The 21,054-nt window shown below is 72.1% G+C and carries 14 protein-coding genes; 5 read left to right on the top strand and 9 right to left on the bottom strand.

Features of this window, described 5'->3' with window-relative positions; translation table 11 throughout:
* Window positions 1–37: 37 nt before the first annotated feature.
* On the bottom strand, window positions 38–1,084 hold the full coding sequence (locus HHX35_RS44785) for a CopD family protein (RefSeq protein WP_310739326.1): 1,047 nt from the start codon (window positions 1,082–1,084) through the stop codon (window positions 38–40).
* The gene (locus HHX35_RS43795; RefSeq protein ID WP_310739325.1) at window positions 1,081–2,049 is read right to left on the bottom strand and encodes a copper resistance protein CopC; all 969 of its coding nucleotides are present in this window, start codon (window positions 2,047–2,049) and stop codon (window positions 1,081–1,083) included. Before HHX35_RS43795 ends, HHX35_RS44785 begins: the two co-directional genes overlap by 4 nt.
* A 194-nt stretch (window positions 2,050–2,243) precedes the next feature.
* Between HHX35_RS43795 and HHX35_RS26675 the strand changes: the two genes are divergently transcribed.
* Window positions 2,244–3,476: an MFS transporter gene (locus HHX35_RS26675; protein ID WP_182901464.1), complete on the top strand. Its 1,233-nt coding sequence runs from the start codon at window positions 2,244–2,246 to the stop codon at window positions 3,474–3,476.
* 166 nt (window positions 3,477–3,642) lie between these two features.
* On the opposite strand, the gene HHX35_RS26670 is transcribed toward HHX35_RS26675, so the two are convergent.
* From HHX35_RS26670 to HHX35_RS26660, 3 genes are all read right to left on the bottom strand, one after another.
* Entirely contained in the window at window positions 3,643–6,228 is a 2,586-nt protein-coding gene (locus HHX35_RS26670) for a chitinase C-terminal domain-containing protein (RefSeq protein ID WP_310739324.1), read from the bottom strand.
* A gap of 163 nt (window positions 6,229–6,391) precedes the next feature.
* Window positions 6,392–8,242, bottom strand: coding sequence for an alpha/beta hydrolase (locus tag HHX35_RS26665; protein WP_182901462.1), 1,851 nt, complete (start codon window positions 8,240–8,242; stop codon window positions 6,392–6,394).
* A 261-nt stretch (window positions 8,243–8,503) separates the two neighbouring features.
* Window positions 8,504–9,514 carry a LacI family DNA-binding transcriptional regulator gene (locus HHX35_RS26660; protein ID WP_079316791.1) on the bottom strand — a complete coding sequence of 337 codons (1,011 nt, stop codon included), beginning with the start codon at window positions 9,512–9,514 and terminating at the stop codon, window positions 8,504–8,506.
* A 247-nt stretch (window positions 9,515–9,761) separates the two neighbouring features.
* Between HHX35_RS26660 and HHX35_RS26655 the strand changes: the two genes are divergently transcribed.
* From HHX35_RS26655 to HHX35_RS26645, 3 genes are all read left to right on the top strand, one after another.
* Window positions 9,762–11,138, top strand: a complete 1,377-nt coding sequence (locus tag HHX35_RS26655) for a glycoside hydrolase family 5 protein (RefSeq protein ID WP_182901461.1) — start codon at window positions 9,762–9,764, stop codon at window positions 11,136–11,138.
* Between the two features lie 22 nt (window positions 11,139–11,160).
* Window positions 11,161–14,193 (top strand): endo-1,4-beta-xylanase, encoded by a 3,033-nt coding sequence (locus HHX35_RS26650; RefSeq protein WP_182901460.1) that lies wholly within the window; start codon window positions 11,161–11,163, stop codon window positions 14,191–14,193.
* A 190-nt stretch (window positions 14,194–14,383) separates the two neighbouring features.
* Entirely contained in the window at window positions 14,384–15,952 is a 1,569-nt protein-coding gene (locus HHX35_RS26645; RefSeq protein ID WP_182901459.1) for a glycoside hydrolase family 43 protein, read from the top strand.
* A gap of 12 nt (window positions 15,953–15,964) precedes the next feature.
* Here the strand turns inward: HHX35_RS26645 and HHX35_RS26640 are convergent, their stop codons facing one another.
* Both HHX35_RS26640 and HHX35_RS26635 read right to left on the bottom strand, forming a co-directional pair.
* Complete coding sequence (locus HHX35_RS26640) at window positions 15,965–16,756, bottom strand: SDR family oxidoreductase (protein ID WP_182901458.1); 792 nt, start codon at window positions 16,754–16,756, stop codon at window positions 15,965–15,967.
* Window positions 16,753–17,748 carry a diiron oxygenase gene (locus HHX35_RS26635; protein ID WP_182901457.1) on the bottom strand — a complete coding sequence of 332 codons (996 nt, stop codon included), beginning with the start codon at window positions 17,746–17,748 and terminating at the stop codon, window positions 16,753–16,755. The genes HHX35_RS26640 and HHX35_RS26635 overlap by 4 nt, the downstream gene beginning before the upstream one ends.
* A gap of 199 nt (window positions 17,749–17,947) precedes the next feature.
* Between HHX35_RS26635 and HHX35_RS26630 the strand changes: the two genes are divergently transcribed.
* Window positions 17,948–19,180, top strand: coding sequence for an FAD-dependent oxidoreductase (locus tag HHX35_RS26630; protein WP_182901456.1), 1,233 nt, complete (start codon window positions 17,948–17,950; stop codon window positions 19,178–19,180).
* On the opposite strand, the gene HHX35_RS26625 is transcribed toward HHX35_RS26630, so the two are convergent.
* Window positions 19,143–20,123 carry a phosphatidylserine/phosphatidylglycerophosphate/cardiolipin synthase family protein gene (locus HHX35_RS26625; RefSeq protein ID WP_182901455.1) on the bottom strand — a complete coding sequence of 327 codons (981 nt, stop codon included), beginning with the start codon at window positions 20,121–20,123 and terminating at the stop codon, window positions 19,143–19,145. The two genes, HHX35_RS26630 and HHX35_RS26625, sit on opposite strands and share 38 nt — an antisense overlap.
* 2 nt (window positions 20,124–20,125) lie before the next feature.
* Window positions 20,126–21,052, bottom strand: coding sequence for an SCO2521 family protein (locus HHX35_RS26620; RefSeq protein WP_182901454.1), 927 nt, complete (start codon window positions 21,050–21,052; stop codon window positions 20,126–20,128).
* Between the last annotated feature and the right edge of the window lie 2 nt (window positions 21,053–21,054).

Below are 21,054 nucleotides of genomic sequence, written 5' to 3'. Positions count from 1 at the left end.
GCCGGGCCCTGGGTCAGGCCACCGGGGTCTTGGTGGGTCAGGCCACCGGGGTCTTGGTCAGTGCGACCGCGACGCCGTACGCGAGGCCCATCACGGTGAGTTCCAAGGCCGCCCAGGCGGCGAACGCGGTCGGGGCCTGACGCGTGACCGCCGGCAGCAGCCGCCAGCGGATGTTGCCCCCCAGCAGTGCGATCACGCCGGTGAACACCGCCTTGGCGACCACGAGCCGGCCGTACCCCGTCGTGACCAGCGACGCGGGGAAGCTCTCGCCGGGCGTGAGCAGAAGCTCCACCAGGCCGTTGAAGAGCCCGGACAGCCCCACGACGACCAGCGCGTACGTCGCCAGCCGGGAGAACCGGGGCAGCGTGCGGGCGAGCAGGTCGCGATGACGCGGCAGCAGGACGGCGAGCGCGACCAGGCCGCCCACCCAGGCACACGCCCCGATGACGTGCAACTCCATCGAGACCATGCTGAGGTCGTGCCAGTACCAGTTCGAGGCGTGGCCGGTGACCGGGAGCGGCAGCAGCCCGAACCCGGCGACGAGCACCCGCAGCTCGGCCGGCACCTTCTCGCCGAACCGCACCGCCAGCATCCCCACGGAGGCGCTGGCCAGGGCGCACGACGCGCTCACGATCATGCCCTGCCCCGCGCCGATGCCGTCGACGTACGCCGCCACGTCGGGAAACACGCCCGGGGTGACCTCGGCGGCGCTGAGGACGGCCGACACCAGCGCCGCCGCGCACCAGACCAGCGAGAACAGCACGGCCCAGTGCCGGGCCCTGGCGGCGAGCGGCTCGGTCCGGTCCGGGTCGTCGAAGCCGAGAAGCTTGGGGAGCAGGCTGAGTCCGATGGTCGCGGTGGCGGCCAGGTCGAGCACGAGCCGGACGACCGGCAGTCCGTACTCCACGATCGTGCCCGGCATGGGAAGCCCGGGCGCCGTTCCTGGCAGGGTGAGCCAGGTCGCGATCACGACCGCGAGCAGGGCGCCGGCGGTCAGCCCCGCCGCCGGGACCCGGGCGCGGGCGTGCTCGGTTCCGGAGCCGGACCGGCCCGCCGAGACGCGAGGCTCCGAGGTCGTGGTCACGCGGCGCCGCCCGAGGCCGGAGAGCTTCCCGCACCGGTCCCGGCGGCGGTGGAGCGTCCGGCGGCCGGGCCTTCCGCGCCGGAATCCGCCGCCGGTGCCCCCGCCGCAGGTGTGCCCGCCGCCTCTGTCTCTGGCGCCTCTGTCTCTGGCGCCTCTGTCTGCGACGCGGGTGTTTCCGACGGTTCCGGGTCGCCTGGAGAGGCCGCCCGTGGCGTCCCCGCCGCCGGGGGAGCCGGGATCGTCCCGTCGCGCAGGCGCCGGTCGTGCCGCACGAGCACGCGGGCGCACAGCGCCAGCAGCGCGGCGGTCACGGCCAGCAGCCCCCATACCCAGCTTCCGCCGCCCTGACCGGCCGTCCCCACGCCGGTCGTCGGAGCGCCGGAGTTCGCGGTGACGGGGTTGGCCGTGCCGGGCGCGGGGGTGGCCGTCGGCGCGGTGACCGCCCCGGGGGCCGCGCCCCCGCCGGTCACGGTGAACTTCACGGCGCCGGTGACCGGGTGGCCGTCGTTCGACACGATGCGGTAGCCGATCGCGTACGCCCCCGCGGGGGTGCCCGTCCGCACACCGATGGAGACGTTCCTGCCGTCCACCGTGATCTCGCCCAGCTCGTAGTGGGCGCCGTCCGGCCCGGTGACGGCGAGCCGCGCGAAGTCGCGGCGTACGGCCTGGTCGAAGGTGAGCGTCACCGAGGCGGGCATGGCGCCGAGGACCGCGCCGTCCTTGGGGTCGCTGGCGACGAGCACGTCGTGGGCCCGCGCGGGCGTCGCGATCAGCATCACCGAGAGCAGAGCCAGCAGCGGCACGGCGAGCGCCCGCAGCCGGCCACGCGGCACGGCGAGCACCCGCGGCCGGTTACGCGGCGGGACGGCGCGCGCGGCCGCCGGGGGCGGTGCGGTCCGTCCGGTCCTTCGCCGACCGCCGCGCGTGGTCGGGGCGTCGTTGCACATCCGGGCGACCTGGTCCACCTGCCTTGCCTTCCTTTTGCCGGCGCCGACCCAGCCATGGTCCCACTGATCGCAGCCCGTGCATGCCGCGCGGCGGACCGGCGACGGCTGCGGACCGTGCCGTGGTGATCGGTTACGGTGATGTGCCGGACGGCGTACGCATTCTCCTGGTTGAGTGGAATCCGGCCTGACGACACCGCGCGAAGGAGGGCTCATTGACCCCCCAGCCGACCGTGGGCGGATCCGAGCGGAGTGAGGCGCCGGTGCGGCGCTCGCCGTGGCTGACGATCGTCGTCATCTACCTCGCCGGCGTCGTGGCGGCGATGAGCTACGGCAAGTTCGCCGCGGTCGGGCCGTCGATGGCCGGCGAGCTCGGGCTGTCGCTGTCGCAACTGGGCTGGGCGATCTCGGCGGTGGTCGGGGTGGGCGCCGTCGCCGGGCTGCCCGCGGGCTATCTGGTCCGCCGGTTCGGTGCGGGCAGGTCGCTCGTCGCCGCCCTGGCGCTGATGGTGGCGGCGAGCGCGCTGAGCGCGGCCGCGGGGAGCTTCGCCTGGTTGCTGGCCGCCCGCGTCGCCGAGGGCGCCGGCTATCTCGTGGTCACCATCGCCTGCCCGGCGCTGGTCCTCCACCTCGCCGAGGAACGGGACCGGGGGGTCGCCCTGTCCGTCTGGGCGACGTTCGTCCCGGTGGGCATCGGCGTGAGCACCCTCGTGGGCGGCGCCGCCGGCGAGGTCCTCGGCTGGCGCGGCTGGGTGCTGCTGATCGCGGGGCTGACGCTGCTGATGACGGTGGCCGTCCGGGTGCGGCTGCCGCGGACGTCCGCCTCCGGCGCGGCCGCCGGGTCCGTGCCCGGTGCGCGGGCGCTGGCGTGGCCCGCGCTGCTCACCGTGTGTTTCTGCCTGATGGTGCTGGTGACGATGCCGGTGGTCGTGCTGCTGCCCACGCTCCTGGTGGATGAGCACGCGAGCTCCGCCGGCGCCGCCGGGGCCCTGACCTCGGCGATCTCGTTCGTCGGCGTTCTCGGCGGGCTGTCCGTGGGGGTCCTGCTCCGGCGGGGTGTGCCGCTCGCCGCGCTCGCCGTGTCCGGGCTGCTGGTCGTGCCGGCCGCCTGGCTGGTCTACGGCGCCGACGGTCCGCTGGCCGCCGCGGCGACCGGCGCGGGGATCGTCTCGCTGGAGAACGGGGTGCTGGGCGCCTTGGCCTTCGCCGCCCTTCCCTTCGTGCTGGAGCGCCTCGACCACGCCGATGTGGGCACCGGGATGGTGGCCCAGATGGGCAGCGTGGGCGCGCTCCTCGGCCCCCCGCTGTTCGGCCTCGTCGCCGGGGCCTCCGGGTTCGGGGCCGTCGTGCCGGTCATCGCCGCCGGGATGCTGGCCTCGGTCGGCGGGATGCTGCTGGTGAGCAGGAACGTCGCCCGCCGCGCCCGGGGTCTGAGCGCGGAGCGATGAGAAGGTCCCCGGACGGCGCGACGCCCGGCGGTCTCTCGACGTGTGATCGGCTGAGACCGCCGGGCATCGGCTCCGGGCCGTACCGGTGTCACCGGTCCGGGACGGCCCGGAGGCTGTGCCGTACGTCCGGGCGAGTCGCCGCGGGGCGTACGGGCAGGGGAGTGGGTCAGAGCCTGGTCCAGAGGGCGGGGACGTTCGGCGGCTCCCAGCCCGCCAGGGCGGTGTGCGGCTGACGGCACTGGTAGACCACGCCGCCGTAGGTCACCCGGTCACCCGTCGCGTACGCCGTGCCGGCCGCCCAGCCGGGGTAGCCGCCGGGGCTCGCCGACGGCGAAACCGGAGGCGAAACCGAAGGCGACGCGGACGGCGAGGCGGACGGCGAGGCGGACGGCGAGGCGCTCGGAGACGGGCTGGGCGAGGCACTGGGGGAGGCCGAGGGAGAGGCGGAGGGCGAGGCGGACGCGCAGGGCCCCTGGTCCAGCCACACCTGGGCGTTGCCGGGCGTCTCGCCCTGGGTCCACCACTGCGCCTTCCACGTGTGGCCGGCGTACGAGACGAGGTTGCCGCCCGTGTAGACGGTCGTGGACGACCACGCGGGAGCCGTGCACGTCCCGGCCGACGGCGACGCGCTGGGAGACGCCGACGGGGAGCCGGACGGGGAAGCGGAGGGTGAGGCCGTCACGCCGCCCCTGGCGAGGTCCTGCGTGATGCCGTACGTCGCGCCGCCGAAGGAGACCGTCCAGTTGGAGGGGGTCGAGGTGGGAAGATAGTAGACGAAGGCGACGTCCACTGAGGCGCCCGGCGCGAGGGCCTGCCAGCCCGGCAGCTTCAGCGACACCCGGTTGTAGTCGCCCCTCAGACCGCCGACGTTGTCGGGCGCGGTGTGGTCCCTGCGGATGACCGTGGAGCCGAAGCCCGACTGGTCGGCCGCGTTGCCCGGAGCCGAGCTCGCGTAGTCGAACTGGAACTCCGTCCCGCCCGGCAGCGTCACGCCCGAGTCGTTGGTGATGTGGATCTTCGGGTTGATCGGGTAGTTGTTGTCACCCAGGGCGAAGTCGCGGAACTCCACCGAGATGTCCAGCTTCTGCGCCGGGATCGGGGTGGTCGCCCGCACGTTCCCGTACGGCGTGGCGGCCTTGAACTTGTCGTACATCAGCGTGGTCAGCGTGGCGCCGGGCTCGTATTGGCCCTTGGCCGAGTTCCAGCCGTAGTCGCCGGCCAGCTCCCAGATCATCGTGCCGCCGATGCCCCTGGAGATCACGTAGTCGGCCTTGGCCGCCACCGACTGGTCGTCCTCGGTGGACAGGAACACCTTCTTGGTGGAGTTCCACAGCCAGGGAGCGGTGAGCGTCGAGTCGTAGTAGCGGGCGTAGGCGCCGGTCAGCGACGTGTCCGTGACGCCGTAGGCGGCCAGATAGTCGCCGAGGATGCCCTTCTCGAGGTTCTTGGCGTGCCACATCGGGTTGGAGCCCGCCGGGGACTCCTTGCCGTCGTCGTCGAGGTCGTGCCACAGGTTGTCGATGCCGACCGCGCCGTCGCCGCAGGTGGTGAGGCCGGAGCCGGCCGGGCAGGTGGTGGCTGCGGCGGTGCCCCACAGCCCGTTCGTGCCGCCCTGCACGTTCTTGAACCCCCGGGTGTAGTACGGCAGGCCGATGTTGATCCGGCCCGGCTGCATGGCCCCGCGGAAGTAGTGGTAGGCCCAGTCGGTGTTGAGGTAGCCGATGCCGCCGTACTGCCCGGCCCCGTACACGCCGGCGGCGGCGAGCTCGCCGTCCTTGCCGTCGTCGAAGAGGTACGCGTTGGGGCCGACGTACTTGTTCCACGCGCCGTGCAGGTCGTACGACATGATGTCGACGTAGTCGAGGTACTGCGTGACCTGGTAGGTCTCCATGCCGCGCAGCAGCCAGCCGGACGCGGGCGCGGCGACGGTCAGCATGTAGTACTTCCCGTCGGCGGCTGAGGCGCGGTCCAGCTTCTCGCGAAGCGTCTTCATCAGCGCGGCGTAGCCCTTCATCAGCGTCGCGCGCTTGGAGTTGGCGATCGGCCGGTCGAGCGGGTTGCCCGCGTCGTTGTTCGACGTCGGGTACTCGTAGTCGATGTCCACGCCGTTGAAGCCGTACGTGCGCAGGAACGACACGACGGAGTCCGCGAACGTGTCGATGCCCGCCTGGGTCGACGTCATCGTGTAGAAGCCGCCGCTCGCCTGCCGCTTGCCCGCGTCGTCGAAGTAGCCGCCGGTCTCGGCCCAGCCGCCCACGCTGATCAGGGTCTTGGTGTCCGGAAACTGCTTCTTGAACTTGCCGAGCAGGTTGAAGTGGCCCTTGTAGGAGTACGCCGGGTCCATCTCGGCGCCGGCGACGCCGGGCCAGGTCATGCCGACGGCCGGATTCTTCGCGGTGTCCGACCCGACGGAGATCTTGTTGTCCGGCCCCACATGGGCGAACGCGTAGTTGATGTGGGTGACCTTGCCCCACGGGATGTCCTTGACCAGATAGCGGGTCTGCCCGTTGGAGCCGTCGCGCCAGCCGGTGAAGTAGCCGATGATGCGGCGGGGGTGGTCCCCGCCCATCTTCTCGCGGCCGTCGGTGTCGTAGGCCAGGCAGTAGGGGACCTCCACGCCGGGCGTCCGGTAGAGCCCGTCGGGCCGGCACGCCTCGTCGGCGGCGGCCGCCCCGGCGGCCCCGCCGGTCGCGGCCAGTGCCGCGGCCCCGGCGGCGAACGCGACGCAGACCGCCGTAGCGGTCCGTGCCAACGATGATCTCAACAGGCGCACAGCCATACCTCCGACAGGCGAAGTGCCGATCCTCCACACCCCGCCCCCCAGGGGTTGATCGGAACGTAAGCCGCCGGAACAGCCGCGTCAATGCTTTCTATTAAGAAACTTTCCTTTTAATCAGCACTTAAGGCAAGCTTGATCAAGACAGCATCCAGCCGTACAGCCAGGCGAGGAAGGCGAGGCCGGTCAGGACGGGGACGATTCGGGCGGCGGCGGCGTTCAGCCGGAACGCCTCGACGATCGACAGCCCGGTGGAGACGAGGGCCAGCAGGCCATACCAGGCCAGGGCGTGCGGCACCCCGATCGCCAGCGTGGTCACGTCCTGGATCCCCGACAGGCTGAGCGCCGACAGCCCGCACAGCGCGACGCCCGCCAGGCCCGCGAGCGCGCTCAGCCCGCCGCCGCGCCTGCGCAGCAGGGAAACCAGCCCCGCGACGAGCTGGACGGCCGACACGAGCAGGAAAACCGCGGGGACGCCCAGCGGGATCGGCGACCGGGACATCCGGTAGGCCGACGACGTGAGGAGCAGGTCGCCCGGACGCACGATGGGGTACGGCGCGGCGCCGGGGTCGCACGCGCGGGCCGTCGCGGCCGGGTCGTCGAGGAACGCGGCGATCATCTGGCGGCTGCAGGCGCTCGACAGGAAGACGGCGTGCCCGACCCCGGCGAACTCGGCGAACCGCGCGCCCGGCACGGCCGACACCGCCTGCCGCGCGGCCTCCGGCGGGGTGGTGGGGTCGTACTGGCCGCCGAGGACCAGGACCGGCGGCGTCGCCCCCTCCGACGACGCCCCCTCGATCGACGTGCCGTCCGACGAGGCCGGGGTGACCGACGCGTGCGGGGTCAGCAGGTCGGCGTCGGCCCGCGCGGCCGGCAGATCCCAGGCGCCGCAGACCGCCGCGTCGACGACCCCGGTGAACAGCCGGGGGCCCCGCGAGGCGGGGAAGGAGTTGTACGGCGTCTCGTCCTGGCACTGGACGGCGTAGTACAGGCCCCACTCGTGCGAGGTCAGCCCGCCGCCGGCGGCGTCGACCAGGGGTTGCAGCAGTTCGGTGCGCCCGGAGGCCAGCCCGTCCACGAGGGCCGGCACGATCGGGATCACCTCGGTCTCGTGCAGCGCCTCGCCGAGGATCGTCGCGACGTCGTCCCCGTTGAGCTGCACCGTCAGCCGCTTGCGGGTGAGCGGGTCCCGGGTCTCGTACGTCGCGGGGTGCGCGTTGAGCGCTTTCACCATGGCGTCGAACCGGGCGGCGATCCCCAGCTTGGTCATGGTCGCCGAGAGCGCGGCGGACGACTCGTCGTACCAGCGGGCGCCCGCGGGAAGCAGCGAGTCCAGCACGACCCCTCGGGTGCCCTGCGGGTCGTGCGCCGCTGCCAGCAGCATCGGGCGGGTGGAGTAGCTGACGCCGAACAGGTACCACCGCGGGTAGCCGAGCGCGGCACGCAGGTCCACGACGTCGGCCGCGATCTCGGCGGTCCGGTAGCCGCGCAGGTCGACGTGCTCGCCCTCAAGGCGCGACTGGCAGGCCAGCGCCTGCCCGGCGAGCGGGGCGGTCTCGGCCGACGCGGGCCCGGGCGTGCGCAGGGTGTCCACGACCCCGCGGACGATCTCGGGGCAGTTCAGTCTGGGCTCGGAGTAGCGCCCGCCGCGCTGTTCGAGGACGACCACGTCGCGGCCGGGGAACATCTGGGAGAGGAACCCGGTGAGCTGGAGCGAGGCGGATCCCGGCCCGCCGCTCATGTAGACGACCGGGTCGGCCGCCTGTCCTGAGGCCTGTGACGCCCGGTGCACCGCGTAGCCGACCTTGATGGTCCTGCTGTTGGGGACGTCACGCCGCTCGGGGGCCAGGAGGTAGCCGCAGGTCGTGCCGGACGGCACGGCGACCGGACAGGGATGCTCCTCGACGGACGGCCCTTCCGCCGCCCCGGCCGCCCGCCTGCCGGGAACCGCCGACACCGGGGCGGCCGCCGCGTGCTCCGCGCCCCGCACCGTCCCGGACCATACTGTCCCGGCCCGCACCGTCCCGGCGTGATGGCGGACCGGCGCCGCGAGGGCCGCCGACCCGGAACCTCCCAGAAGCATGAGCGCCGCGGCGAATGCCGTGACGGCCGCTCCACGCGAACTCCGCAACCGTCAGCCCCGTCCCGCGAACCCGGCGATATCCGCAGAAACCTTAGCGTGTTCGTCGGCCATCCCGCCCCCATTCGTCCAAGCGCTCCCATTTTGGACGATCATGGGGCGAGCCCGGTTTCACCGGGGCCGTGCGGTGCTCTCCCGGACCACCAGATCGGTGGACAGCTCGACGCGGCGCGCCTCGGTGTTCTCGCCCCGGCCCATGGCCAGCACCATCCGCGCGGCCAGCGCGGCCATCTCCTCCAGGGGCTGGCGCACGGTGGTCAGCGGCGGCCACGCGGACCGGGACAGCGGCAGGTCGTCGAAGCCGACCACGCTGAGGTCCTCGGGCACCCGCAGGCCCCGCTGCCGGGCCGCCTCGAACACGCCGAACGCCTGCATGTCGCTGCCGGCGAAGATGGCGGTCGGGGGGTTGTCCAGCGAGAGCAGCGCGTGACCGGCGTCGTGGCCCGAGTTGACCAGGAAGTCGCCGTAGCGGATGAGCTCGGGGTCGATGGACACCCCGGCGGTCTCCAGCGCGGCGCGGTAGCCGTCGATCCTGGCCCGGCTGCACAGCATGTCCGGCGGACCGCCGATCATGCCGATCCGGGTGTGACCGAGGTCGAGAAGGTGGCGCGTGGCCGCGAGGCCGCCGTGCCAGTTGGTCGCGCCGACCGACGCCACGCCGGGCGGCGGCTCGCCCTCGGGGTCGACGACGACGAACGGGATCGAACGGGCGCTGAGCTGGCCCTGCTGGCGCACCGAGAGCCGGGAGCTGACGATGATCACACCGTCCGTGCGCCGCGCCGCGATGCGCTCCAGCCAGTCACGGCCGGGGCCCGCGTGCGTGTGCAGCACGGAGATCACCACGCTCGCGGCGGCCTCGTGTGCCGCCTGCTCGGCCCCGCGCACCAGTTCCATGGCCCACGGGCTCTCGATCTCGGCGAACACCAGGTCCAGTAAACCGACCGGGCCGTCGCCCTGCCCCGTCCTGCGCTGGTATCCGTGCTTCTGGAGGAGGCGCTCCACCCGCTGACGGGTCTCCGGCGCGACCTCGGGACGGCCGTTGATCACCTTGGACACGGTCGGAACGGAGACTCCGGCCTCCTCCGCTATCTGGGCGATGGTCACCCGCCTCTTCACTGGCATGAAGCAGATCGTAGCCGAAAGTTTCGGGCGACCTGAACCGGTTCCCCCTGATGAGACGCGTGACCGCCGTGATCATGCTCTGAGTGGCCTTGACGCTCAACCTTAGCTTTACTTATTCTCCGGACCACGAAACATTCGGATGTTAACCGAAACTTTCAGCGCGACTGTCGACAGCGGGTAGCGGAGGAGAAGGCGGGGGCCGCCGCTCTCCGGCCACGCCGCCGGTTTCGAGGATTGAGGAGAATCTATGACGCTGCTGCGCGTGTCCGGATCCCGGCTGGTCGACGAGGCGGGCGACCCGGTGAGGCTGCGGGGTGTCGGCCTGGGCGGCTGGCTCAACATGGAGAACTTCATCACCGGTTACCCCGCCAACGAGTCCTCGATGCGCGCGGCGGTGCGGGAGGTGCTCGGCGAGGAACGTCACGAGATGTTCTTCGACCGCTTCCTGACCTCGTTCTTCACCGAGGCCGACGCCGACCTCCTGCGGGACATGGGCGTCAACTGCGTGCGGATCCCGGTGAACTACCACCACTTCGAGGCGGACGACCGGCCGATGGAGATCGTCGAGCGCGGCTTCCACCACCTCGACCGAGTCGTCGACATGCTGGGTGAGCGCGGCGTCTACAGCGTCATCGACCTGCACGCGCTCCCGGGGGCGCAGAACCAGCACTGGCACTCCGACAACCCCACCCACGTCGCCTCCTTCTGGGAGCACCGGCACTTCCAGGACCGGGCGGTTCACCTGTGGGAGGCGCTGGCCGACCACTACAAGGACAACCCGTGGGTGGCGGGCTACAACCCGATCAACGAGCCGGGCGACCCTGGCGGCCGGGTGGTCGGGCCCTTCTACGACCGTCTGGTCAAGGCGCTGCGCGCGGTGGACCCCGCCCACGTGCTGTTCCTCGACGGCAACACCTACTCCACCGACTTCTCGGTCTTCCACGAGGTCTACGAGAACACGGTGTTCGTCTGCCACGACTACGCGCTGGCCGGCTTCGCCCACGGCGGCCCCTACCCGGGCTTCACCAGGGGTGAGTGGTGCGACCGCGACGAACTGGAGCGCGCCTTCGCCCGCCGCACCGCCTTCCAGCGGGAGACCGGCACGCCGATCTGGGTCGGCGAGTTCGGGCCCGTCTACACCGGCGACCCCTCCGTGGACGAGCAGCGCTACCAGATCCTGCGCGACCAGCTGGAGATCTTCGACGCGTACGAGGCCGGCTGGTCCATCTGGACCTACAAGGACGTCGGCCTGCAGGGCCTGGTCTGCGCGGGCGGGTCCTACATGGAGCGGTTCGGGCCGTTCATGGCGAAGAAGAAGCGGCTCGGCGCCGACCGGTGGGGCTCGACGATGGAGGAGACGGCGAGCGAGCTCGCGCCGCTGCACCGGCTGATCGACACGGAGTTCCCTTCCTGGGACCCTTACCCGTGGGGCGCCCGTTACCAGACCGACGACCTCATCCGGCACATCCTCATCGCCCAGGCGCTGCTGCCCGAGTACGCCGAGCTGTTCCGCGGGCTGGACGACGACGAGCTGCTCGCGCTCGCCGACTCCTTCGCCCTGTCGACCTGCACGCGGCGCGAGCCCCTGATCCGGCTTCTCGCCGACAACCTGGCCGCGCGCTAGCGCGGCACGAGGAGACCCCCCGATGCGCAGCCTCCTTCACCGGGCGGCCCAGGCCGTCCTGCGTTCGTTTGCAGTCCGGCCCGCTGCCGCGGCCGTCCTGTGCTTGTTCGTGGGGCTGCCGGCGGTCGCGGCGAGTGCGACTCCCGCCGACGCCGCGGCCGTGCAGGTCGCGAAGTACGACTTCGAAGACGGCACCACCCAGGGATGGGGGGCCAGAGGCGACGGGGTCGAGGTCGGCGCGACCTCCGACGCCGCGCACTCGGGGTCGCGCTCCCTGCTCACCTCCGGCCGCACCGCCACCTGGCACGGGGCGTCCATCGGCCCGCCCTTCCAGAAGGGCGTCACGTACCAGGTCACGGCGTACGCCCGGATGGTGAGCGGGGAGCCGTCGAGCACGATCGCGCTGACCGTGCAGCGCACACCCGACGGCGGCGACACCACCTACGAACGGGTGGCCGCCGCCACCGTGACCGACGGCGGCTGGGCCGAGCTGTCGGGCACCTACTCCTTCGGCGCCGACTCCACCGGCCTGCAGCTCTACGCCGAGAGCTCCGAGGCCACCGCGAAGTACTACATCGACGACATCGTCATCACCTCGGACACCGACCCCGCGCGTTCGGGCCTGAGCACCGACTTCGAGACCGGCACCGCCCAGGGCTGGTCGCCGCGCGCCTCGGCGTCCCTGGCGGCCACGACCGACGCCGCGCACGGCGGCGCCCGCAGCCTCGCGGTGACCGGCCGCTCGGCCTCCTGGGACGGCCCGGCGATCAGCGTGCTCGGCAAGATGGCCGAGGGGTCGAAGTACACCCTGTCGGCCTGGGTGCGGCTCGGCCCGGACACGCCCTCGGGCAACCTCGGCCTGTCGATCGAGCGCCGGACGAACGGCACCCCCAGCTACGAGCGGGTGGCCGCGCCGAAGGCCGTCCCCGAGGGACAGTGGGTGCAGCTCACCGGCACCTACACGCTCGCCTACGACGTGGACTTCCTCGGCGTCTACGTGGAGTCCGACGCCGGCACGTTCCCCTTCTACCTGGACGACTTCACGCTGACGTACGTCGAGCCCAAACCGATCCAGACGGACATCCCCGCGCTCAAGGACGAGGTGCCGTTCACCCTGGGGGCGGCCGTCGCCCGCGCCCAGACGCTCGGCGAGCACGGCGACCTGCTGCTCAAGCACTTCGGCGGGGTCACCCCCGGCAACGACCTGAAGTGGGACGCGACCGAGCCGCGCGAGGGTGAGTTCACCTTCGCCGAGGGCGACTACCTGGTGAACTACGCCGTCCAGCACGGGCTGACCTTCCGCGGGCACACGCTCGCCTGGCACAGCCAGACGCCCGACTGGGTGTTCAAGGACGGCGACCGCGACCTCACCTCGTCGCCGGAGGACAGGGCACTGCTGCTGAAGCGGCTGGAGAACCACGTGAAGACGCTGGTCGGCCGCTACAAGGGCAGGATCGCGGTCTGGGACGTGGTCAACGAGGTGGTGGACGAGAACCAGCCCGACGGCCTGCGCCGGTCGAAGTGGTTCCAGATCACCGGCCTCGACTTCATCCGCACGGCCTTCCGCGTCGCGCACGAGACCGACCCGGCCGCCAAGCTGTTCATCAACGACTACAACACCGAGTTCCCGCGCAAGCGGCAGGCGCTGTACGACCTGGTGAAGAGGCTGAAGGCCGAGGGCGTGCCGATCGACGGCGTCGGCCACCAGCTCCACCTCAACATCGAGCAGCCGCAGGCTTCTGACGTCGAGGACACGATCTCGACGTTCGCCACGCTCGGGGTGGACCAGCAGATCACCGAGCTGGACGTGAGCGTCTACCCCGACTTCGTCTCTACCTACGACGAGGTGCCGGCCGAGGTGCTCGCCGAGCAGGGCTACCGCTACAAGGAGCTGTTCGACGTCTTCCGCAGGCACAAGACGCAAATCAGCTCGGTCACCGTATGGGGCCTGGCCGACGACGCCACCTGGCTGTCGACCTTCCCGATCACCCGGCTGAACGCCCCGCTGCTCTTCGACGACGAGCTCCAGGCCAAGCCGGCCTACTGGGGCGTCGTGGACCCGGCGAAGCTGCCGCCGCTGGTGCGCAGGCTTGAGGCCCCCGCCGCGACGCCCAAGGTGGACGGCGGGCGCGACCTCGAATGGGACCTGCTGCCCGACACGTCGATCGCCCGCGTCGGTGACGTGTCGGCCGGGTTCCAGGCCCGCTCGTCGGCCAAGTGGCTGTACGTCCTGGCCGAGGTGCGCGACCCGAGCGACGACAGAAGCGACCGGGTCACGTTCACCGTGGGCGGCACGCCGTACGCCGTCCGGCGCGACGGCGGCCACCCGCGCGGCGTCGACGCGGCCGTGAGGAAGACGACCGGCGGCTACCGGGTGGAGGCGCGGCTGCCGATCGGAACCGATGTCGCCGTGGCGGTCACGGACGCCTCCGGCGGCTCGCAGACCTCCTGGACCGGAAAGCTCACGGCCACGCCCGCGGTGAGGCTGACCACCGCGCCGGGCCGCCGGCCGGTGGTCGACGGCGCCGTCGACCCGGCCTGGGCGGCGGCGCCGGAGATCCGCACCGCCACCTGGATCCAGGGCGCGTCGGGGGCGACCGCGCGGGCCAGGGCCCTGTGGAGCGGCGACACGCTGTACCTGCTGGCGCAGGTCGCCGACCCCACGCTCAGCGAGCAGCCGGCCAACCCGTGGGAGCAGGACTCCGTCGAGTTCTTCGTGGACCCCGGCAACGGCAAGACCAGGGGCTACGGCGACGACGACGGCCAGTATCGGATCAGCTTCTCCGGGAGGACGTCGGTCGGAGGTCCGCTCGACCCCGCCGCCATCGCGGGCAATCTGAAGGCCGCCGCCAGGGCCGTCCCCGGCGGCTACGTGGTCGAGGCCGCCGTGAAGCTGCCCACGATCACGCTGCGGGACGGCACGCTGCTCGGCTTCGACGTCCAGGTCAACGACGCCACGGGCGCCGCCAGGACCAGCGCGGCGACCTGGAACGACGCCACCGGGCAGGGATACCGGGACACCAGCCACTGGGGCGTGCTGCAACTGCGGCGCTGAGCTCACACACTGGGCTCACCTACTGGGCTCACACACTGAGCTCCGGCACGGCATGGGACACCGGAGCCCGGCAGACGGGGCCTGGCGCAGGGAGGCCCCGCGCTGAAAGGCTCTGGCGCACCGTGCCGGTGCCGGACGGCCCGGTTCCCCGCATGGGGGACCGGGCCCGTCACGTTCGAGGAAGGGACGAATGATCGACGAAGCCGACGGGTGGGAGTACCGGAACCCCGTCATCCCCGGATTCCACCCCGACCCCTCGGTGTGCCGGGTGGGCGAGGACTACTACCTGGTGACCTCCAGCTTCGAGTGGTTCCCAGGCGTGCCGATCTTCCACAGCCGCGACCTGGTCAACTGGCGGCAGCTCGGGCACGTGCTCGACCGGCCGTCCCAGCTCGACCTGGACGGTATGCGGCCCTCGGGCGGCGTCTACGCCGCCACAATCCGCCATCACGACGGCGTCTTCTACGTCATCACCACGCTGGTGGACGGGCGGGGCAACTTCATCGTCACCGCCGCCGACCCCGCGGGCCCCTGGAGCGATCCCCGATGGCTGCCGGACACCCGCGGCATGGATCCCTCGCTGCTGTTCGACGACGACGGCCGCGTCTGGTTCACCGGCACCAGGGAGAGGGAGGCGGGCCGCTACCCCGGCGAGACCGAGGTCTACCTCCTGGAGCTCGACCCGGCCACACTGGAGCCGCGCGGTGAGGAGCGGGTCGTCTGGGAGGCCGCCCAGCGGGGCGCCGTGTGGGCCGAGGGCCCCCACCTGTACAAGATCGGTGGCAGGTACTACCTGCTGACGTCGGAGGGCGGCACGTCGTACGACCACGCGGTCGTGGTCGCCAGGGCCGACGACGTCACCGGGCCGTACGAGCCGAACCCGCGCAACCCGATCCTCACCCACCGGCATCTCGGCCTCGGCCACCCCATCGCCTGCACGGGCCACGCCGACCTCGTGGAGACCCAGGACGGCGAGTGGTGGATGGTGCTGCTGGCCACGCGCCCGTACGGCACTCCCGGCGACCTGGGCGCCGGCAACCTGAGAGGCGACAACCTGGGCAGGGAGACGTTCCTCACCCGGGTCTCCTGGGAGGACGGCTGGCCGGTCGCCGCGCAGGTCGCGCCCGTGGCCGCGGGACCGGCGCTGCCCGAGCACCGCTGGCCCGCCGTGCCCGCCTGCGACCACTTCGACGCCGACCGGCTCTCGCCCGTCTGGAACCACCTGCGCACCCCGCGCACGCCCTACTGGAGCCTGGGCGACAGCCGCCTGCGGCTGCGGCTGCGGCCGGAGACGCTGGCCCAGCGGGTCAACCCCAGCCTGGTCGCCCGCAGGCAGCAGCACATGGACTTCGCCGTCCACGCCGCGCTCGACTTCACGCCCGCGGCCGGGGAGTGCGCGGGTCTCGCGCTGGTGCAGGACGACGACCACCACGTGCTGCTCGTACGGACCGCGCGCGGCCTCGAACTCGTCCGCAGGAAGGCGGGCGGCGACGACCTGCTCGCCTCCGTACGGGTGCCCGGCCAGCGGCGGCTCTACCTCGGGGTGGAGGCGCGCGGGCAGGCCTATCAGGCCAGGTACGCCGTGGCGCCGGGGGAGTGGACCGACCTCGGCGACCCGGTGGACGGCAGGATCCTCAGCAGCGCCGTGGCCGGCGGCTTCACCGGCGCCTACATCGGCATGTACGCCAGCTCCAACGGCCGCCCGAGCTCCAACGTCGCCGCGTTCGACTGGTTCGAGTACCTGCCGCTCGGCCCGTGATCCGGCCCTGACTCAGCGCATGATGCGGCGGAAGGCGGAGCCGGCCGCCCGCACCGCCAGGGCGGGCGAGAGCCGTACGGCCCGCCAGGTGGCGCGGGCGGACGCGGGCGCGACGATGAGCGCCTGGTTCCTGGCCACGCCGCGCAGCACGTCGCGGGCGAGCGACTCCACGGGATACAGGCGGCCCTGGGCCCGCACGGCCGTCGTGCGGGCGCGCAGGCCGATCTCGGTCTGCGGCAGCCCGGGGTTGGCGTTGTCCAGCAGCGGGGTGTCGGTGAACCCGGGACAGACCACGCTGACCTTCACGCCGTGCGCCGCCGCCTCGGCCCGCAGCGCGAGCGACAGCCCGACGACGGCGTGCTTGGTCGTCGTGTAGGGCAGCATCATGGGCGCGGGGGTCAGCCCGGCCAGCGACGCGGTGTTGACGATGTGCCCGTAGCCCTGCTCGATCATGAGCGGGTACGCCGCGTGCACGCCGTGGACCACCCCGCGCAGGTTCACGTCGATCGTCCGGTTCCAGTGGTCGAGCGTGAGCTCCTCGGCACGGCCGCCCACAGCGATGCCGGCGTTGTTGAACAGGAAGTCGAGCCGCCCGTGCTCGGCCGCCACGCCGGTGACCAGTTCCCGCACGGCCTGCGCGTCGGAGACGTCGCACACGACGCCCGCGCAGCCGAGATCCTTGGCGGCGTCCTCGGCCCCCCGGACGTCGGCGATCGTGACGTGGGCGCCGCGCCGTACGAGCTCGGCGGCGACGGCCCGCCCGATTCCCGACGCCCCACCCGTGACGACGGCGGTCTTCCTCACGCGTTTCCCCTCGCTTGAGCCTTTGGCTCATCCCAGATGCCCATCGCCCGCCACAAACGGCGGCTGATCGGGTTCATCATGCCCAGATCGGCGCAAAGCTCTCTCGTTCTGGCCACCGAGTCGCGGGTCTGCGCGGCCGTCTCGGGGTTGTCGAGGTAGACCTCGCGCACGACGTCGTCCGGGATGCGGAACGCCCTGATCATGGAGCCGGGCGGGGACAGCATGATCCGCGCCATCAGGCCGACGATCAGCGGCGTGAGCAGGCTCAGCGCGAAGCGCCGGTAGCGCGGCATGTGCGGCACCCGCCGCCGCAGGTAGTGGCGGGCGAAGGAGATGTGCCGCGCCTCCTCCGCCACGTGGATGCGCATGATGGTCTCCTCGAGCGGATGCCGGATGCGCCCGCTCTTGAGCGTCGTGCGCTGCACGTGGTCGATCGGGTCCTCGCCGCCCAGCACGAAGATGAAGAACAGCTCGGTGGAGATCAGCGGAATCCACGGCACCACCTGGGCGAGCAGGCTGAGCGGCCCGGGCATGCCGCGAATCGGGAGCTTCGTGCGGTTCACGAACTCCTGGAACATCATCCCGTGATGACCTTCTTCGATCATCTCGTGGTAGACGTACCGGAACTCGGGAGAGCCGTTCGGCAGCCGGTAGGCGTAGTTGAGCAGCCCGCGCTTGAGCAGGTTCTCGAACTGCAACCCGATCTTCATGGCGGTCGCGACCCGCCAGAGGCCGATGCGCGCCCTGACCTCCGGCGGCCGGCTCCGATACCAGGAATGGCCGCCCAGCCTGTCGGCCGGCGGCAGCTCCCAGCGCGGGTCGGTCTGGTCGACGTGGAACTCGGGGTCGTCCCAGGGGATGTCGACGTACGGCTCCCAGTGCTTGTCGACCGAGGCCTTCGACAGGCGTTCGATGACGGCCTCGTACGCGCTCCGGTCGGCGACGTGCTCGTCCTTTTCCCTGGTCGCGGTGGTCTTCGGCGCGGCGGACATGCGGCCCTCCCTTCCGGCGCCGCAATTGTACGACCCATCCAATAACTGGGGAAGAGGTCGCCGTGACGCGACTCGGCGGAATTCCCGGCCGGCAAGATTCCCGCGCGGTACAGTTCGGCGAGGTCACCCGTGTGTGACCTTCTTGAACGGCCCTCCCTCGCCTACTGTCGAAGCGAGGGGACGGCGAATTGGAGCCCGCGTGCCTGAGACCTGCGACGTCGTGATCATCGGTGGTGGCGTGATCGGCTGCGCGATCGCGCACAGGCTCGCCGCGCGCGGCACGAGCGTGGTGCTCGTGGACGCGGGGCAGCGTCTCGGGCTCGGCGCCTCCGACGGCGCGATGGGCGGCATCCTGACCCAGACGGAGCCCTCCTGCCTCGGCCCGCTGAGCAGCGTCATCAAGCGCAGCCGCGACGTCTACCCGCAGTGGCTGGAGGAGATCCGCGCCGCCTCCGGCGTCGAGGTCCCGGTGCTGGACGGCGGCGACATCCAGGTCGCGCTGGACGAGGCCGAGATGGAGCGCCTGGAGTCCAAGGTGCTGCCGCAGTGGAAGAACTCGCCGTTCGCCGTCGAGCGGCTGACGGCGGCCGACGCCAGAAATCTCGAACCGCTGCTGAGTGAGCGCGTCGTCGGCGGTTTCCTGCTGCCGGAGGAGCTCGCGCTCGACCCGCGGGTGCTCATGGCCGCCCTGACGACGGCCGTGCTGTCGGGGCGCACGCCGATCCGGGTGCTGAGCGCGGTGCGTGCCACCGGCCTGCGGACCGGGCCCCGCGGTGTCGAGGTGGACCTCCACGACGGCCGCCGGGTGTCGGCGGAGCAGGCCGTCGTCGCGGCCGGGCACCTGAGCGGGGTCTTCCTGCCCCGCCACGCCGCCCACCTGTTCCCCATCAAGGGCGTGGCCTTCGACGTCCGCCCGCCCGGGGCGGTCACCTACCCGCTGCGCCACCACGTCTTCGCGGAGATCAAACAGGACGGCCGGGAGTACTTCCCCTATCTCGTCCCCCGGCACGACGGCAGGGTGGCCGTCGGCGTCACCTACGAGGAGAACGTGGGGGACGTGACGGTGACCGCCGCGGCGATCGAGGAGATCCGGCGGGGCGTCGCCGCCCTCATGCCCAGGGCGGCCACCTGGCCCATCGGCCGGCGCTGGGCCGGACTGCGGCCGGGCAGCGCCGACCACATGCCCATCCTCGGCCACGTGGACGACCACGGCCGGGTCGTGGCGGCGACAGGCCACAGCGGCCTCGGCGTCACGCTCGCCCCCGTCACGGCGGAGCTGGTGGCGGCCCTGGCCGGCGGGACCGCCGGCGCCCGGGAGAGCGAACTGCTCGCCGTCTGCCGGCCCGACCGCCCCTTCCCGCCCGCGCCGGTCCCGCCTACGCCGCCGGTCCCGCCTACGCCGCCGGTGTCGCCGCCTCCCACAGTTCGGTGAACCGTTCGGTCCGCTCCCGCACCCTCTCCTGATCCCGTACGAGGATCGTGCTGTGGATCACCGGGGCGATGCCGTCGCCGACCTGCGGGGCGGGGTTGGACTCGTAGTAGACAACCCCGTCGAACAGGATGAAGTCGGACAGCGAGCCGCGCAGCAGGGGCGGCGCGTCGGCGAGGAGGAGCGTGCGCACCTCGATCCCGACCGTGGTCTGCCACTTCCACACCCGGCGGAACGCCTCGGAGTCGAGCCGCTCGGAACGATCCACCACGAACACCCGGCGCACCCGCGCCCCACGCTGGACGAGGTCGCGCTGGAGCTTGACGTAGCGCTGCCCGAGGTCGGTGTGCCAGAAGCCGCCCTCGAACTCGGTGTCGCGGGCGTCCACGCTGGTCAGGCTGATCGCGTCGAGACTGACCCGGGCGTTGCGCGCGAGCGCGAGCAGCCAGTCGCGGTCCTCGCCCTCGTACAGGGCGTACCTGCCGTCGGACAGCTCGCCGAGGAACTTCGCCATCCGGGTGACCTCGTGGTGCACCAGGCTCTTGACGAGGTCGGGCATGTCGTCGCGGATCTTGGCGGCGTTCTGCACCAGCTCGGCCACACCCCTGGTCTCCAGCGCGGACATCTCCACGACGCCGAACAGCTTGCTCGCCTCGTTGATCTTGGCGAAGCTGTCGGCCACCAGATTGTGGGTCTTCGTGTGCTGCCTGCGCTGCTCCTGCAGCACGGTCTCGAGCTGGTCGTCCACGTCCGCGAGGAACTGCACGACGAAGACGACGCCACTGATGAACGTCGCGAGCAGCAGGCTCCACAGGTCCTCGTTCGGCCCGTGGATGAGCGCGTTGCTCACGAGGTAGCTCACGCCACCCACGAGCACCGTCACGAGGACCTTGCGCACGATCCTCGGGACGAGCGACGGGGAGGGCTCGGGTGCTGCTCCGGTCACGGTCACCTCCGTCCGGCTTCGGCGGTTGCGCTGAGCAGGGCCAGGGTGTTCATCGCGACCTGGTCGCGGACCCGGTCGACAAGGGAACGCCACTGCCGGGTGAACCCCGGCCGCCGCTCCAGGCTCTCCCAGAACGGCGTCAGCCACTCCTCGACCCGGGCCGCGGGCATCCACAGGTGCATGAGGTGGTCGATGGCGGGTGCCAGGCGGGCCACGGCCTGGGCTCCCGGCGTCCCGCCGATCCGCGCCCGCTCGACGATGACCAGCAGCGACGTCAGCAGCCAGTCGTGCGTCGCCAGGTCCTCGCACAGGTCGACCACGGCGGGGGTGAACGGGCCGGGATGCGTCAGGCGCAGCGTCCGCTCCTGCTCGGTGTGCAGGGTGAACCGGATAGACGGCTCGCCGGTCTCCGTCACCCACCGCAGGCTCGTACGCGGGATCTTGAAGGGGGCCCGCCGGTCAAGCAGCGGGGACGCCTGGACGAGGTCGAGGAAGCGTCCGCTGACGGCTCCCAGGTTGAGGCAGCCGGGTGCGGAGTCGCCGGTGAACCCTTCGGCGAGGTCGGCCGCCTTCGCCTTTCCCAGGACCTCCACGACCCCGGGCCGGGCCAGGTAGTGCGACCAGGGCAGCCTGCGGTCGGCCTCCGAGCGCACCACCCGCACGTACGTCGATCCCTGGGCCATCCGGCCTCCGGTCACCGCGCAGCGGGACACCACCGTGCCGACGCCCCTGACCCGGGAACGGGACGCGGTGGGCAGCGCGCAGTCCACCCCGGTCAGTCGTTCCGGCGACAGCGCGTGGACGATGGGACGGCGGGAGACGCGCACGGTCTCCCCGGTCATGAGCCCGAGCACCTGACGGCACGTCGACTCGGAGATCTCCCCGGAGTTCTGCAGCAGCCCGGTGTGGACTTCCCCCATCACCAGCATCG

Source organism: Microbispora sp. H10830 (assembly GCF_014161375.1).
In the GTDB taxonomy this organism is placed as follows: domain Bacteria; phylum Actinomycetota; class Actinomycetes; order Streptosporangiales; family Streptosporangiaceae; genus Microbispora; species Microbispora catharanthi.
This window is presented reverse-complemented; position numbering and strand designations above follow the sequence as displayed.

Bases quoted from the DNA above. Each gene is read 5' to 3' on its own strand.
- HHX35_RS26635 (WP_182901457.1), bottom strand. From the start codon at position 17,748: ATGTCCGCCGCGCCGAAGACCACCGCGACCAGGGAAAAGGACGAGCAC.
- HHX35_RS26655 (WP_182901461.1), top strand. From the start codon at position 9,762: ATGACGCTGCTGCGCGTGTCCGGATCCCGGCTGGTCGACGAGGCGGGC.
- HHX35_RS26650 (WP_182901460.1), top strand. From the start codon at position 11,161: ATGCGCAGCCTCCTTCACCGGGCGGCCCAGGCCGTCCTGCGTTCGTTT.
- HHX35_RS26660 (WP_079316791.1), bottom strand. From the start codon at position 9,514: ATGCCAGTGAAGAGGCGGGTGACCATCGCCCAGATAGCGGAGGAGGCC.
- HHX35_RS26645 (WP_182901459.1), top strand. From the start codon at position 14,384: ATGATCGACGAAGCCGACGGGTGGGAGTACCGGAACCCCGTCATCCCC.
- HHX35_RS26620 (WP_182901454.1), bottom strand. From the start codon at position 21,052: ATGCTGGTGATGGGGGAAGTCCACACCGGGCTGCTGCAGAACTCCGGG.